This is a genomic window from Streptomyces sp. NPDC111656, from assembly GCF_055656965.1.
On record NZ_JBVKCA010000008.1, the window covers coordinates 251,106 to 264,272 of the forward strand.

Annotated in this window: 14 protein-coding genes; 6 read left to right on the forward strand and 8 right to left on the reverse strand. The window is 72.2% G+C overall.

Features of this window, described 5'->3' with window-relative positions; genetic code table 11:
* Positions 1-93: 93 nt before the first annotated feature.
* Positions 94-1,437 (forward strand): helix-turn-helix domain-containing protein, encoded by a 1,344-nt coding sequence (locus ACZ7M3_RS24845; RefSeq protein ID WP_095853584.1) that lies wholly within the window; start codon positions 94-96, stop codon positions 1,435-1,437.
* A gap of 193 nt (positions 1,438-1,630) precedes the next feature.
* On the opposite strand, the gene ACZ7M3_RS24850 is transcribed toward ACZ7M3_RS24845, so the two are convergent.
* The 7 genes from ACZ7M3_RS24850 to ACZ7M3_RS24880 all read right to left on the reverse strand — a co-directional run bounded on the left by ACZ7M3_RS24850 (position 1,631) and on the right by ACZ7M3_RS24880 (position 8,692).
* Positions 1,631-2,209, reverse strand: a complete 579-nt coding sequence (locus ACZ7M3_RS24850) for a GNAT family N-acetyltransferase (protein ID WP_472065728.1) — start codon at positions 2,207-2,209, stop codon at positions 1,631-1,633.
* Positions 2,210-2,278: 69 nt separating this feature from the next.
* Complete coding sequence (locus ACZ7M3_RS24855; protein ID WP_472065729.1) at positions 2,279-4,117, reverse strand: alkyl/aryl-sulfatase; 1,839 nt, start codon at positions 4,115-4,117, stop codon at positions 2,279-2,281.
* A gap of 91 nt (positions 4,118-4,208) precedes the next feature.
* Complete coding sequence (locus tag ACZ7M3_RS24860) at positions 4,209-4,430, reverse strand: hypothetical protein (RefSeq protein ID WP_054234148.1); 222 nt, start codon at positions 4,428-4,430, stop codon at positions 4,209-4,211.
* Positions 4,427-6,208, reverse strand: coding sequence for a transglycosylase domain-containing protein (locus tag ACZ7M3_RS24865; RefSeq protein WP_472065924.1), 1,782 nt, complete (start codon positions 6,206-6,208; stop codon positions 4,427-4,429). The genes ACZ7M3_RS24860 and ACZ7M3_RS24865 overlap by 4 nt, the downstream gene beginning before the upstream one ends.
* A gap of 143 nt (positions 6,209-6,351) precedes the next feature.
* Entirely contained in the window at positions 6,352-7,053 is a 702-nt protein-coding gene (locus ACZ7M3_RS24870; RefSeq protein WP_472065730.1) for a hypothetical protein, read from the reverse strand.
* A complete protein-coding gene (locus ACZ7M3_RS24875) occupies positions 7,050-7,664 on the reverse strand; it encodes a SigE family RNA polymerase sigma factor (protein ID WP_472065731.1) in 615 nt (204 codons plus the stop codon). The genes ACZ7M3_RS24870 and ACZ7M3_RS24875 overlap by 4 nt, the downstream gene beginning before the upstream one ends.
* A gap of 89 nt (positions 7,665-7,753) precedes the next feature.
* Positions 7,754-8,692: a L,D-transpeptidase gene (locus ACZ7M3_RS24880; RefSeq protein ID WP_472065732.1), complete on the reverse strand. Its 939-nt coding sequence runs from the start codon at positions 8,690-8,692 to the stop codon at positions 7,754-7,756.
* Positions 8,693-8,826: 134 nt separating this feature from the next.
* Here ACZ7M3_RS24880 and ACZ7M3_RS24885 point away from each other — a divergent pair, with 134 nt between their 5' ends.
* Genes ACZ7M3_RS24885 through ACZ7M3_RS24895 form a run of 3 tightly spaced genes read left to right on the forward strand, consistent with a single transcriptional unit; the run spans position 8,827 to position 10,557 of the window.
* Positions 8,827-9,447 carry a SigE family RNA polymerase sigma factor gene (locus ACZ7M3_RS24885; protein WP_472065733.1) on the forward strand — a complete coding sequence of 207 codons (621 nt, stop codon included), beginning with the start codon at positions 8,827-8,829 and terminating at the stop codon, positions 9,445-9,447.
* Positions 9,437-10,219 (forward strand): L,D-transpeptidase, encoded by a 783-nt coding sequence (locus ACZ7M3_RS24890; RefSeq protein WP_472065734.1) that lies wholly within the window; start codon positions 9,437-9,439, stop codon positions 10,217-10,219. The genes ACZ7M3_RS24885 and ACZ7M3_RS24890 overlap by 11 nt, the downstream gene beginning before the upstream one ends.
* 59 nt (positions 10,220-10,278) lie before the next feature.
* A complete protein-coding gene (locus ACZ7M3_RS24895) occupies positions 10,279-10,557 on the forward strand; it encodes a ribosomal protein L7/L12 (RefSeq protein ID WP_472065735.1) in 279 nt (92 codons plus the stop codon).
* A gap of 325 nt (positions 10,558-10,882) precedes the next feature.
* Here ACZ7M3_RS24895 and ACZ7M3_RS24900 read toward each other — a convergent pair whose 3' ends face one another.
* Positions 10,883-12,001, reverse strand: coding sequence for a hypothetical protein (locus tag ACZ7M3_RS24900; protein WP_472065736.1), 1,119 nt, complete (start codon positions 11,999-12,001; stop codon positions 10,883-10,885).
* A 433-nt stretch (positions 12,002-12,434) separates the two neighbouring features.
* Here ACZ7M3_RS24900 and ACZ7M3_RS24905 point away from each other — a divergent pair, with 433 nt between their 5' ends.
* Both ACZ7M3_RS24905 and ACZ7M3_RS24910 read left to right on the forward strand, forming a co-directional pair.
* Entirely contained in the window at positions 12,435-12,638 is a 204-nt protein-coding gene (locus tag ACZ7M3_RS24905; protein WP_010986199.1) for a cold-shock protein, read from the forward strand.
* Between the two features lie 246 nt (positions 12,639-12,884).
* Entirely contained in the window at positions 12,885-13,163 is a 279-nt protein-coding gene (locus ACZ7M3_RS24910) for an SCO5918 family protein (RefSeq protein ID WP_095853580.1), read from the forward strand.
* The last annotated feature ends 4 nt before the right edge of the window (positions 13,164-13,167 follow it).

The following is a 13,167-nucleotide window of genomic DNA, read 5'->3' on the forward strand; positions in this document are numbered from 1 at the left end:
GTTAGAAGCATCAAAGGGCAAGGGGCGCAAGGGGAGTTGGACAATAGTCAAAAGTTGGCCGAGTGTAAGTCGGGTTAATGGCATGCTTAATCCATGGCGGAGCGTGACGGCCCGGAGGTCATCGGGCGCAGGGTTCAGCAGTTGCGTACGGAACGCGGACTGACGCAGAAACAGTTGGCGGAACCGGCGTACACGCCCGCGTACATCTCCACCCTGGAGGCCGGGCGGGTGCGGGCCTCCGAGCCCGCGCTGCGGCACATCGCCGAGCGGCTCGGGGTGGCGTACGAGGAGATCGCGACCGGGCGCCCCGCCCACCTCGCCACCGATCTGCGGCTGCGGCTCACCGACGCCCAACGCACGCTCGCCACCGGCGAGGCGGAGGTCGCGGCGGAGCAGTACGACGCGCTCCTCGCGGAAGCGGACGCGCACGGGCTTGTCGCCGAGCAGGCCGCGGCGCTGCTCGGGCTCGGCGAATGCGCCCTGGAGACCGGGAACCTGGAGACCGCGCGGGAACGTTTCGAGGCCTCGGAACAGCGCCTCGGCGACGCGCCCCTCCCGAACCGGGTGCCCGCCCTGCGCGGCCGGGCCGTGTCCCACTACCTCGCCGGTGAACTCCGTTACGCCTGCTATCTGTTCGAGTCCACCCTCGACGAGCTCAACCGCACGGGGATGCACGACCCGGACGCGCTGCTGCTCCTCTACACGGGCGTCATCGCCCCGTACATGGACATGGGCGCCCATGCGCGGGCCGCACAGGCGGCGGAGTTCGCGCTCGCCCTGGCGCCCCAGGTGGGTGATCCGGCCCTCGTCGCCCGGATGCACCGGTCCGTCGCCCGCACGATGATCGCCGAGGGCCGGGTCGCCGAGGCGGACGCCTCCCTGGCCAAGGCCTCCGAGCTCTACCGGCAGCTCCAGATCCGTACCGAGCTCGCCAACTGTCACTGGATGCGCGGCTACTTGTATGCACAGAACGGTGAACTGGAGCGGGCGGAGGGCGAGTTGCGGGAGGCGCAGGCGATGCTCTCCGCGAAGCGCGCCGCGCTGTACACGAGCCAGGTCAACGTGGAGCTCGCGGACGTACTGCACCGGCGGGGGAAGTCGGCCGAGGCCGCCGTCCTCCTCCACGAGGTGCTCGGTGACCTCAGTCCCGAGCGCGGCGCCGTGCACTCGGCCGGCGCGCACCGCCTGCTCGGCATCATCGCCGAGGACGCCCGCGACACGGAGTCCGCCGAGGAGCACTACGTGCGGGCGCTGAGTCTTCTCGAGCGGGCGGGGGCGGCGGGGGATCTCGCCGACCTGTGCCGGCTCCTCGGGGACCTGTTGCGCCGCACGGGACGGGTGGAAGCGGCCCTCGACGCCTACCGCACGGGCCTCGGCCACCGCACGGCCCCCGGCACCACCACCCTGGGCCCGGCCCCGGCCCAGCCCCCGCTGTAACGGAGCCGTTCGCGCAGTTCCCCGCGCCCTTGAAGGGGCGCTGCCCCTCGGGGTGGTTCCTCGGCCGCGGGCCGGTGGGGGCCGGCCGCGCAGTTCCCCGCGCCCCCAAAAGCCTCGACCCAGCCGGCGTCTGCAGGCGAAGCCGGAGGCCGCACCCCACCCACCCCGGCCCGGCCCGCACCCCGACCGGTGTCTAGGAGGCGGATATCTCGGAGGCGGGGATCTCGAAGATGGTTTCGAGGCCGTCCTCCTCGTCCCACTGTTCGCCGACCTCCGTGAAGCCGAACCCGGCGATCGTGGCCAGGGACGCGGCGTTGTCGGGACTGATCGTCACGCGCAGGGTCCGGACCCGGGCGTCGGCGGTGGCCCGGCGCATCAACGCGGCCAGGATCGCCCGTGCGTAGCCCCGGCGGCGGTGGGCGGGGTCCACGGAGTAGCCGATCTCCACCATGCCCGTCTCGTCCGGCGGTCCGTGGAATCCGGCGAAGCCGACGACCGTACCCTCCGGTTCGGCGATCACGACCTTGGACAGCCATCCCGCGCTCTCGGGGTGCGCGGTCAGCTGGTTCAGCCGGTAGCGCCAGAGCCAGCGCGCGCTGTCGCTGAGGAAGTACTCGGTGAGTTCGGCCCCCACCTCCCCGCCGGCCCGGTCGAGGTCGGAGTCCAGCAGCGCGGTCATGGCCGCGCTCGTCACCTCGACGAATCGCACCGACTTCGGGCCGGCGGGGATGGCGGGTCGCTCGACGTTGTCTCTTGCAGCGTTGTCTGTCACAGCGCGGATCCTCATCGGGGGGAGCCGGACCTGTCGAACGGTTTTCCCCGGCACGCTCTCCCGGGGCCTTTACGGCGTCACGATCGGGAATGCCTTGTCCGGCTCGGAGACGTACGACAGCAGCCGGGCCAGCACGGTGGTGTCGCCGTCCGACTCGATGCCCGCGAGGCCCCGGCCCGACACGACCCCGAGCAGTTCCGGGCGGGTGAGGGTCAGGGTCAGGTCCGCGTGGGGCTTCGGGGTGTGATGGACCGGCATGGCGCGGTGGGTGAGGGCGCCGTTGTGGAGGTTCACGCGGTGGCGGCGCTGCTCGTCGATGACGACGAGGTCGAGGGTGAGGTGTTCGTTCCAGGCGCGGGGGCCCTCGATACGGACGGCGAGCGAGTCGAGGAGCATGCTCACCGTCAGTGCGGACGTCAGTTCGGGGCTCGTGGTGTCGACGGGGATGTCGGCGGTGCCCGCGCGCAGTTCCAGGGCGGCCGTGAGGTAGGCGTTGCGCCAGGTCCCGTTCTCCGCGCCGTACCCGAGCCGTTCGTAGACGCCCGCGAGGGTGTCCTTGGCCGCGTTGTTCGACGGGTCGGAGAACACCAGGTGGTTGAGGAGGGTGGCGGCGAACCGCAGGTCACCGGAGTCGATGTACGCCCGCGCCTTGACCAGGGTCTCCGTCTGGCCGCCCGCCAACTCCACGTACCGCCGTCCGAGTTCGACCGGCGGATGCTCCCAGAGGTGGGCGGGGTTGCCGTCGTACCAGCCCATGTACCGCTGGTAGACGGCCTTGACGTTGTGGCTGACCGAGCCGTAGTAGCCGCGGGCGTGCCAGGCCCTCTCCAGGGCGGGCGGCAGCAGCAGTTCCTCGGCGATCTCGGTGCCGGTCAGGCCCCGGTTGAGCATGCGGAGGGTCTGGTCGTGAAGGTAGGCGTACAGGTCCCGTTGTTCGCCGAGGAACCTGACGACGTTCGCCCGGCCCCAGATCGGCCAGTGGTGGGAGGCGAACGCCACGTCGTAGGTGTCACCGAACACGTCGATCGTCTCGTCGAGGTAGCGGGCCCACACGTGCGCGTCGCGGACCGGGGCCCCGCGCAGGGTGAGCACGTTGTGCAGGGTGTGGCTGGCGTTCTCGGCCACGCACAGGGCGCGCTGCTCGGGGAGCAGGAAGTTCATCTCGGCGGGCGCCTCGGTCCCGGGCGTGAGCTGGAAGACGAACCGCACCCCGTCGACGGTCTCCTCCTGCCCCGTCCGGGTGATGTCCACGTTCGGGGCGATGAGCGTGACGGTGCCGGTCGAGGTGATGGTGCCGAGCCCGGTACCGATCTGGCCGCGCGGGGCCCTCGGCAGCCGGGAGCCGTACATGAACGACGACCGGCGCAGCATCGCGTTGCCGGCGAAGACGCTCTCGCTGACCGCGTGCTCGAGGAATCCCTCGGGTGCGAGGACGGGCAGCCCGCTCTCGCTGCCGTGCGCCACCACTCCGCGGGCGCCACCGAAGTGGTCGACGTGGGAATGGGTGTAGACGAGCCCGGTCACGGGCCGTGAGCCCCGGTGTTCGTGGTAGAGCCCGAGCGCGGCAGCGGCGCACTCCGCCGAGATCAGCGGATCGATCACGATCACACCGTGCTTGCCCTCGACGAGGGTCATGTTCGAGAGATCGAGGCCGCGCACCTGGTACACGCCCTCGGTGACCTCGTACAGGCCATGGCGCGCGCACAGCTGTGACTGTCGCCACAGGCTGGGGTGCGCGGTGTCGGGGCAGTCCTCGTCCAGGAACGCGTACGCGTTCCCGTCGTAGACGATCTGTGCCTCGGCGTCGGTGATCACGGGCGGGTCCAACGCCGCGATGAACCCCCGATCGGCGTTCTCGAAGTCCGTGAGATCGTCGAAGGGAAGGTCATCACGCGCCGGGACGGTCATACGTCCAGCCTCTGCCGACGAGCGGCGAGCGGCTAGTGGAGTGGGCCGTTCGTGACGTGCGCGGTCGCGAGGTGAGGGCTCGTGACGTGCGTCAGAGCCGGTCCATCCGGGTGTAGGGGCTGAGGATGCGGGCCTGGCGGGAGCCGAAGTCGACGAGCATGGCGATGCCCTCTTCGACACCGATGATCGTGCCCAGGCCGAACTGGTCGTGGGTGACCCGGTCTCCGAGGCTGAATTCCTTGGCCACGGGGACGACCGGGGCGGCGAAGGGGCTGGTGGGCAGGTGGCGCCGGGGCGCGGAGGGTTTCGTCATCGTGTAGCCAGTATGGGCTTTGTTTGGCCGGTTGGAAGCCCCGGATTTGGTTCCGCAGCCGGATCGTGGCCTTCGGCGGTGCCGACGATCTTGGACCAGACGCCCTCGGCGACGGACAGTGAACGGCTCCCGGCCGTGTACGGGAGGGGTGCGGGCAGGGCCGCCTTCTTGCCCTTGGCCGGGTGTTCCGCGAAGAGGGCGACGGTGAGGGTGAGACGTTCGTCGTAGGTCGTCTGCCACAGCGTGCGCAGACCCGCGGCGCCGGTCTGGGTGGCCAGAGGAGCGTCCGACCGGCCGTACAGGAACTTGGCGACCGTCCCCGCGTCGGCGCGTGTCATGGCCGTACGGGTGCGGGCGTGGGCCTCGTAGAGGGTGCGGCCCGCGCGGGTGATCTTCGCGACCGTGTACGGCGTGGCGTAGACACCGTGCGCCGCCGCCGTGGCGTACGCGGAGGCGAGCCGGAGCGGGGTCGGCGCCGCGGTGCGGGTGAGGTCCGTGAGGGGGGCGAGCAGCTTCATGCCGGAGAACGGCTGGAGCGCGGTGCCCGCCTCCACCGCTCCGTCCCGCGCGTCGTTGAAGGGCTGACTGGCGTAGTCCGCGCCGCCGTACAGCACGCGGACCGCGCCGTCGCCGGGGACCAGCGCGACCACGGCCGTGTGGACCCGGACGTCCCCGGTCGTCTTCACCTCGGCCTGCTTGTTTCCACCTGCCTTCGCCTCGGCCGCCTTCGCCTCGGCCGCCTTCGCCTCGGCCGTCTTCTCCCCGGTCTTCCCTCCGGTCTTCCCTCCGGTCTTCTCGTCGGTGCCGTCGGCCGCCAGCTCCGCCGTCGCGTCCTGCGCCGTCAGGTCGAAGGTCGTACGGACCGTGTAACCACCGCGGGCGAGCTGGTCCTCGGTGATGCCGAGCCGGTCGGCGGCCTCCGAGGCGGCCGCGTCGATGAGGTACTGGCGCTGACCGTCCGTGTCGCCCGGCGGATAGAAGCGGAAGGCCGGGAAACGGGCCCCGGCCCGCTGCGCGGACGTGATCGCGCCGCTGTCCGCCATCGCGTCCAGCACCCACTCCCAGCGGTCCACCAGCTTGGCCGTCACCTTCGGGTCGGAGCCGGCCTTCTCGTAGTACGAGGGAATGTTGATGACGGACGCGAGCGCCGCGCCCTGGCTCACCGTGAGGTCCTTGGCGTCGACGCCGAAGTAGTTCCTGGCGGCGGACTGGATGCCGGCCGCGCCCCGGCCGAAGTACACCGTGTTGAGGTAGCCCTGCAGGATCTCGTCCTTCGAACGGGTGCGGTCCAGCTTGATCGAGATCAAGGCCTCGCGTGCCTTGCGGGACAGCGTCTGCTCCGGGCTGAGCAGGGCGTTCTTCACGTACTGCTGGGTGATCGTGGACCCGCCCTGCCGGTCGCCCCCGCTCACCGTCGCCCAGGCCGCCCGGGCGATCGCCTTCGGGGAGATCCCGGTGTCCGTGCGGAAGGACCGGTTCTCCGCCGCGATCACCGCCTCCTGCACATAGCGGGGGACCTGCGAGAGCGGGATCTCCTGCCGGTCCACGGGGCCGCGCCGGCCCAGGTAGTCGCCGTGGTCGTCGACGAAGACCGTGCTCTGCATGGCCGTCTCCGGGTGCGGCTCGGGGATCTTCGTCAGGTGGTACGCCACCACGGCCGCGCCGACGAGGTTCGCGAGGAGCGCGAGCAGCACGACGAGCGCGCGGCGCAGCCGGCGCCCGCGGGTGCGACGGATACGGATCCGCCGCTTGACGAGCCTGCGTCGCAGGCCCGCCAGGAGCCGGCCGCGCCCACCGGCGCCGTGGCGTCCGCCGCCGGGCCCGCGGCTCGGGCTGCCGCCCCTGCCGTGGTCCTCGGCGGTCGCAGCGACGCCGGTGCCGCCGACGCCGACGCCGGCGCCCGTGTCCACGTCCGCGCCGTTCACCGGCCGGCCCCCGTACTCGCTGTCACCCCGCCCGCCGAGTCGTACACCGTGACTCTCCTGGTCACATCGACGGGCCTGCCGGGGGCAACCGACTTCGGTGCGCTCACCATCGCGTACCAGACTCCCCAGTGCGGTCCGCCCGCGAGGGTGAGGGCCGTGCCCGCGATCCGGCCCGCGGTGGTCTCGATCTCGACCCGCGCCGCCTCGCGCTTGCCGCGGTAGACACCGGAGAGGAAGTACCCCTGGTCCCCCGCGCCCTCCTGCTGGACGGTGACGCCTGGCTTGTCGACGCCGTCCTTCACACTGCTGAACAGCGGCCCGGAGCCGGCGGCCGAGGACCAGTGCGCGCCGTCCTCGGTGAGCCAGATCTTGATGCCGTGCGCGACCTCGACCCGTTCACCGGCGGTCACGACCCGCACCGTGGCCATGGGCGTACCGGAGGGGGACGCCCCCCGCTCGGCGCCCGACCCCGGGGACACGGCCGCGCGCAGGGCGACCACGGCCAGCGGAACCACGAGCAGCGCGCACGCGGACCCCGCCACCGCGGCCGTACGGCGCCGCCCGCGCCGCCGGCCCGCGCGCTCGATGGCGGCCAGCGGCACGGCCGAGGGGGTGACGTCGTAGGCGGCTTCGGCGAACACCTCGCGCAGCCGCTCGGACTCGGCCGAGGGACGCGGGAACTTGCGGTGACGTTTCATGAGCGGGCTCCGGAGACGGGGTGTCGGCGAGCGGGGGACGGGGCGACGGAGGGGGCGGCGAGGCGGGCGGTGACGACAGGGCCCAGGGAGGGATGGGCGCGCAGGGCCGCAAGACCGCGCCGGGCATGCGCCTTGACCGTGCCGGCCGAGCAGCCGAGCAGCTGCCCGATCTCGGCCTCGCCCAGTCCCTCCCAGTGGCGCAGCACCACCACGGCCCGCCGCCGCGCGGGCAGCGCGGCCAGCGCCCGGCCGAGCGCGTCCCCACGGCCGACGGCCCCCGCGGGAGCGGCCAGGGCCCGGCGCGCCCGCTCGGGCAGGAGCGGCGTCAGCAGACGGGCGGCGCGTCTCCTCCGCGTCCGGCCGAGGTGGGTTCTGACCAGCGAGCGCCGTACGTAGAAGTCGACGTCGTCGCGCGGGATGCGCCGCCAGCGGGCGCGAACCCGGGCCAGCGTGGCCCGCACGAGATCCTCGGCCTCGCGGAGGTCACCGGTGAGCAGGTGCGCGGTGCGGACCAGACGGGGCCAGGCCGCGGTGGCGTACGGGGCGAACTCGCCGTTCCGGGCAGGCGCGGCGGCGGTTTCGGAGGAAGCGGGGGAGGAGGTGTGAGGCACGGCCTGCGGTCCCTCGGAGTCGGGTACGTGGGGGGTGCGGGCGGGCGGGGGAGCCGGGACCTGAACACCCGGCTCTCCCGCCCGCACGCTCACTTCAGCGCGCTGCCGGCCCGCCACTGGGCCCAGTCCGCGTTCCAGTCGCCGTAGCCGTTGCCCACGGCCACGGTGTCCTTGGAGCCGACGACGGTGATGACGTCGCCGGGGATGACCTCGTCGTAGAACTTCTTGGCGGTGCCGTCCGTCGCGAGTCCGACGCACCCGTGGGTGACGTTCTGGTGCCCGGCGTACGTATTGGCCTTCGGGTTCTGGTGGAGGTAGGTCCCGGAGGTGGTGAGGTGGACGGCGTAGTAGTAATAGCCCGCGTAGGCGTCGCCGTAGCCGACGGTCTGCGAGTTCATGAAGACCTTGGTCGCCTTGTCGGAGACGACCATCGTGCCGTTCCAGGTGTCCATGCCCGGGGCGCCCGCGGTGATGGGCACGCTCCGGGTCCGCCCGTCCTTGACGACTCTCATCATGTGCGTGCGCACGTCTACGGTGGCGATGAGCGAACGGCCCACGGTGAAGTGCCGGGTGATGCCCGAGCCCGCCCGTACCGTGACCTCGGTGCCCGGACTCCAGTACGCGCGCGGCCGGAAGTCCACCCGCTGCCCCTCCAGCAGATCGCGGTCCTTCACCCAGCTCCAGGAGCCCTCGACATCGGTGTCGACCTTCAACTGCCGCTCCACCTCGGCCCGTTCGCCGGCCGGTATCGCGTGGTCGAAGGTCACGGATATCGGAATGCCGACGCCCACGGTCTGCCCGTCGGCGATGTTGACGTGCGCGCCGGTCAGCTTCGCGAGGGGTTCGGTCGTGACGGGCCGGGGGGTCGGCTGCTGACCGACCGTCGCGTTCGGTCTCGCCGCCGTGTCCACCTCGGTGCCCGCGCCCCCCGCCACCGCCCCCTTCGAGCAGCCGGCCAGCGCGAGCGCGCACACGGCGGCCGCCGTCCAACCGGCCGCGATACGACGGCTCCTGGCTCTCCTGGTCATCCTGATCCCCCTGCGGTGTGTTTCGATGTGCGGCGTACGGGACCTGTACGCACGGCACGGACCGCCGGGTTGCACGGGGCAGGGGAAAATCCGAAGTCTTCGGCGGGGGCACGACCGAGGAAGAGACGGGGGGCATGACCGAGGAAGAGTTCGACGCGTTCTACGCCGCCGCGTTCCCCCGGCTGACCGGTCAGCTGTACGCGTTCACCGGGGACCACGGCGAGGCGCAGGACGTCGTCCAGGAGGCGTTCGTCCGCGCCTGGGACCGGCGGCGGGAGTTCCTCGCCGAAGGGGCGCCGGAGGCGTGGATACGGACCGTGGCGATGCGGCTCGCGGTGAGCCGCTGGCGCCGCGCGCGCCGCTGGCTGGAACTCGTCCGCCGCACCCCGCCGCCCGAGCACACGCCGGGCCCCGACCCCGAGCGCACCGCGCTGGTCGCCGCGTTGCGCACGCTGCCCGAGGCGCAGCGGATGGCGCTGGTCCTGCACCATCTGTGCGACCTCAGTGTCGAGCAGGTAGCCTCCGAAACCGGTGCCCCCGTGGGCACGGTCAAGGCCCGGTTGTCCCGCGGCCGGGCGGCGCTGGCGCAGACGCTGGCGACGGCGGACGAGTGGGAGACCGTCGACGGGGGCAAGAAGAGCGCGGACAGGGGGAAGCCGTCCGCGGGTTCCGCGGGCTCCCCGGACTCGCCGGGTTCCGCGCGCTCGCTGAATCCGACGGACGAGGGGAAGAGGGAGGACGACCGTGTCCGATGAACTCGCCTCCGGCCTGCGAGAGTTGGCCCAGGACGCCGAGACTCCCCCGTCGGCGTCCGGCGCCGAGATCCGGCTGCGGGCCGTACGCCGCAGACGTCGGCGTTTTCGATGGACCGCCGTGACCGTCGCAGGTGCCTGCGCCGCCGCGAGCGTGGCCCTGGTCGTGGTCCTGAACCCGACCGGCGGCGACCGCGAGGACCGCCCCTCCCCGGCCGCGAGCCCCACCACCCCGCCCAGCACCCCCTCCCCGGCCGCGCCCGACGCCACCGTCGACCTCTCGCGGCGCATGCTGACGGTCGCGGGCCGCGAGCTGCCGATCTCCTCCGGTTCCGTCCGCTACCCCACGGCCGGCGGACGGACGATGGTCGTCTCGAAGGACAGCGTCAAGGCGCTGCCCATGTTCGGGGGAAAGTACTTGGAGAAGGTGGCCTGGGTGATCGGTCTGCGCGCCGCCGACGGGACGACGAACTTCGTCGGAACCCTCACGGCCGACGAGAAGGCCCCCGGGAACTACGACATCACGACCGGCTGGATCGGCCTGCGCCGCGCGGACGCGCTATGGCTGTACAAGCAGTTGGAGCCGGGCGCGGTGATCGAGATCAGGGGCGCGACCACCCCGACCCCGGCGGTGGACCTGTCGCCGTCGGCGACCGAGGGCACGGTCCTGCCGGGCGGCACCGGCGGCGCCGTGACCTCTCCCGATCGGACCGCCGACACGCCCCTGCCGTCGGTGTCCGCGACGCCGTCCGTGGTGGCGGTACCGGCCGAGTAGGTGCCGTCGTTGCGCCGAACGGGAGTCCGGGGAGACGCGCTTCCCTAGGATCTGACCCCATGGGAACACTAGGCTCCTTCGTCCTCGCCATGATCGTCTTCGCGTGCTACGCGGGCCTGGAAGGCAGACTGAGCCGCAACGACCGCAGAATCGCCCGCGTCGAGAAGAAGCTCGACCGGATCCTCGACCACCTGGGCCTGGCGGAGGCCGACCCGGAGCTCGAACAGGTCGCCGCGCTCGCGCGCGACGGCAGGAAGATCCAGGCGATCAAGGCGTACCGGGAGGTCACGGGCGCGGGCCTCAAGGAGGCGAAGGACGCGGTCGACCGGCTGATCTGACCGCCGCCGCGCCCCCATTCTCAAACACCGGACGAGCCAGGGCCCTTGAGAGCCCGGGGAACTGCGCGCCCGGCCCCCACGGGCCCGCGGGCAAGGCACTTCGGGCGGGCGGGGGTTCGGGGCGCAGCCCCGCCTCAGGGGCGCGGGGAACTGCGCGCCCAGCCCCCACCGGCCCGCGGGTAAGGCACTTCGGGCGGGGGGCGGGGCGGAGCCCCGTCTTAGGGGCGCGGGGAACTGCGCGACCAGCCCCCACCGGCCCGCGGGTAAGGCACTTCGGATGGCAGGGGTTCGGGGCGGAGCCCCGTCTCGGTGTCGGGCCCCGGGGTCAGCCCTCCTGAACGGTGTCGGCGGTGTCGGCCGTGGTGGTGTCGGCGATGCTGTCGTCGTCGGTGGTGTCGGCGGGGCTTTCGGTGAGGGGTTCCGTGGGCCTGCTGGTGCGGGGCGCGACCGGCGCGGTGCGGGGGGCGACCGGCGCGGTGCGGGGGGCGACCGGCGCGGTGCGGGGGGCGACCGGCGCGGTGCGGGGGGCGTGCGGCGCGGTGCGGGGGGCGACCGGCGCGGTGCGGGGGGCGCGAGGCGCAGATGTGGGGGCGGCCGGCACAGAGGTGGGGGCGGCCGGCACGCTGGAGGGGGTGGTCGGCGCGGTGGTGGGGATGGCCGGCGCGGTGGTGGGAGGTCGGCCCGCCAGGACGTCCTGGAGTCGTTGCGTACCGACTTGGACCGCCTGCTGGGTGGAGTCCTGCGCCGCCCCGCCGAGCCCGCCGTTGGTGAGGGAGACCGCCCGGTCCCCGACCCGCACGGCGGCGAAGTCCAGCGTCAGTATCGGCGCCGCGCCGGAAGCGGCGTCGGCGGGCGACGCACCGCTCATCGTCAGCCGCAGTCCCTCCCGCGCATCGCCCACCCCGGGCAACACCGCCGGTACGACCGTCACGTTGAGCTGCCCACCCCGCACGTCCGTGGACGTGAACTGCGCGCACTTCGAGGGCAGTGTCCGCAACCAGGCCAGCTTGGCGTCCACCTCCGAAGGAGCGGCGTACGCGGCGACCTGGTAGCGCAGTTGCGCCGCGTTGCCGCTCTCGTCGAGGCCCACGACGGCCCGGGCCCCCGTCGGCTCGCCCAGCAGATCCTCGGCGTACAGACCGTCGAGCAGTCGCTGACAGTCCGGGGCGTCCGTCCTGGTCTTGAGGAGTCCGTCCCGCCAGGTCGCCCCGCCCTGTGTCGCGGACCAGCGACCGCCCAGCTCGCCCTGGGTGATCAGCGCGGCCGAGGCCTGGGCGTCGGTGAGGGAGGGGGTGGCGGAGGTGGCGGGCGGCACGATGGGCGGCGCGTCCGCGTGTCTCATGACGCCGGGCAACGAGCACGCGGACGCCGACACCAGGACGCCCGCGGTCAGGGCGCGGGCGAGGAGACGGTACGGACCGCTCGGACCGGTCGGAACCTTCATGGCGGGGGCCTCCAGGGGGCGGACGCGCGAGTGTCCTTCCCACGCCACCACCGGGCCCGGCGGCCCACCAGCAGTACCGGGCCGTCCGGGTGAGCGGCCCGGCCGATCACCCCGACACAGCCCGCAGGACCGCCCCGGCAAGGCTCTGCGGGCACATATCTGTCATGGCCGTGGTAGAAAATGGGCCGCCGTCCGGGCGGTTTTTTTATTCCCCGGGGTGGGGTGAGATAGTGCGCCGCCCTTCGGGGGCCGCACGTGCTAGTGTCGATATCAGTTGCAGTTGTGGTTCCCAAAGTCTTGGAGCGTACTTTCCGGTCCGTACCGGTCGGTCGCTTCTGAATTATCCGGAAGTTTTTCCGGATGGGGCAATCATTGCGGCGACGCGGACCCGCACAGTGTGGGTCCTCGAGCTTTGCCCCGAAGGAGATTTGACATGGCTACTGGCACCGTGAAGTGGTTCAACGCGGAAAAGGGCTTCGGCTTCATCGAGCAGGACGGCGGCGGCGCCGACGTCTTCGCCCACTACTCGAACATCGCCACCCAGGGCTTCCGTGAGCTCCAGGAAGGCCAGAAGGTGACCTTCGACGTCACGCAGGGCCAGAAGGGCCCGCAGGCGGAGAACATCGTCCCCGCCTAGTCCGGGACCCGCTGACGCCTGACTTCTGAGTCGGCCGACGCTTACAGGTGGCCGGGACCTGCACCATCAGGTGCGGGCCCCGGCCACCTGCTTTTTTTCTTCCGTCCGGTTCGGCCCCGGTTCAGTCCCCGCCGTTCCCGGTCGTTCCGGATTGAATTTCCGGCGAATTTTCTGGCCGCTCTGCCCACTTTCCGGTACGCCGTGCCCACCTTCCGGCGCCGTGAAACTTCATCCCGCGGAGACACCATGCGTTGTGTGATCGCCCGTTTCCCCTTCGACCTCATCAAGAGTGAGGTCGAGCACTCGATGGCGGGCCGCGAGCCCGAACCCGTCACCAGCGCGTCCGTGGTCATCGGCCCGCAGACCTACCCCGTCAAGCAGGTCGGGGAGGTCATCACCAAGCAGGACCGCCGTGACTTCACCGAGGTCGAGGTCGCCCGCGCCCTCACCCGTCTGGGTTTCGTCTGCCACCCGACCGTCACCCCGGCCCGCTCCGCCGTCCCGAGCTGGGCCGAGACCGCGTAACACC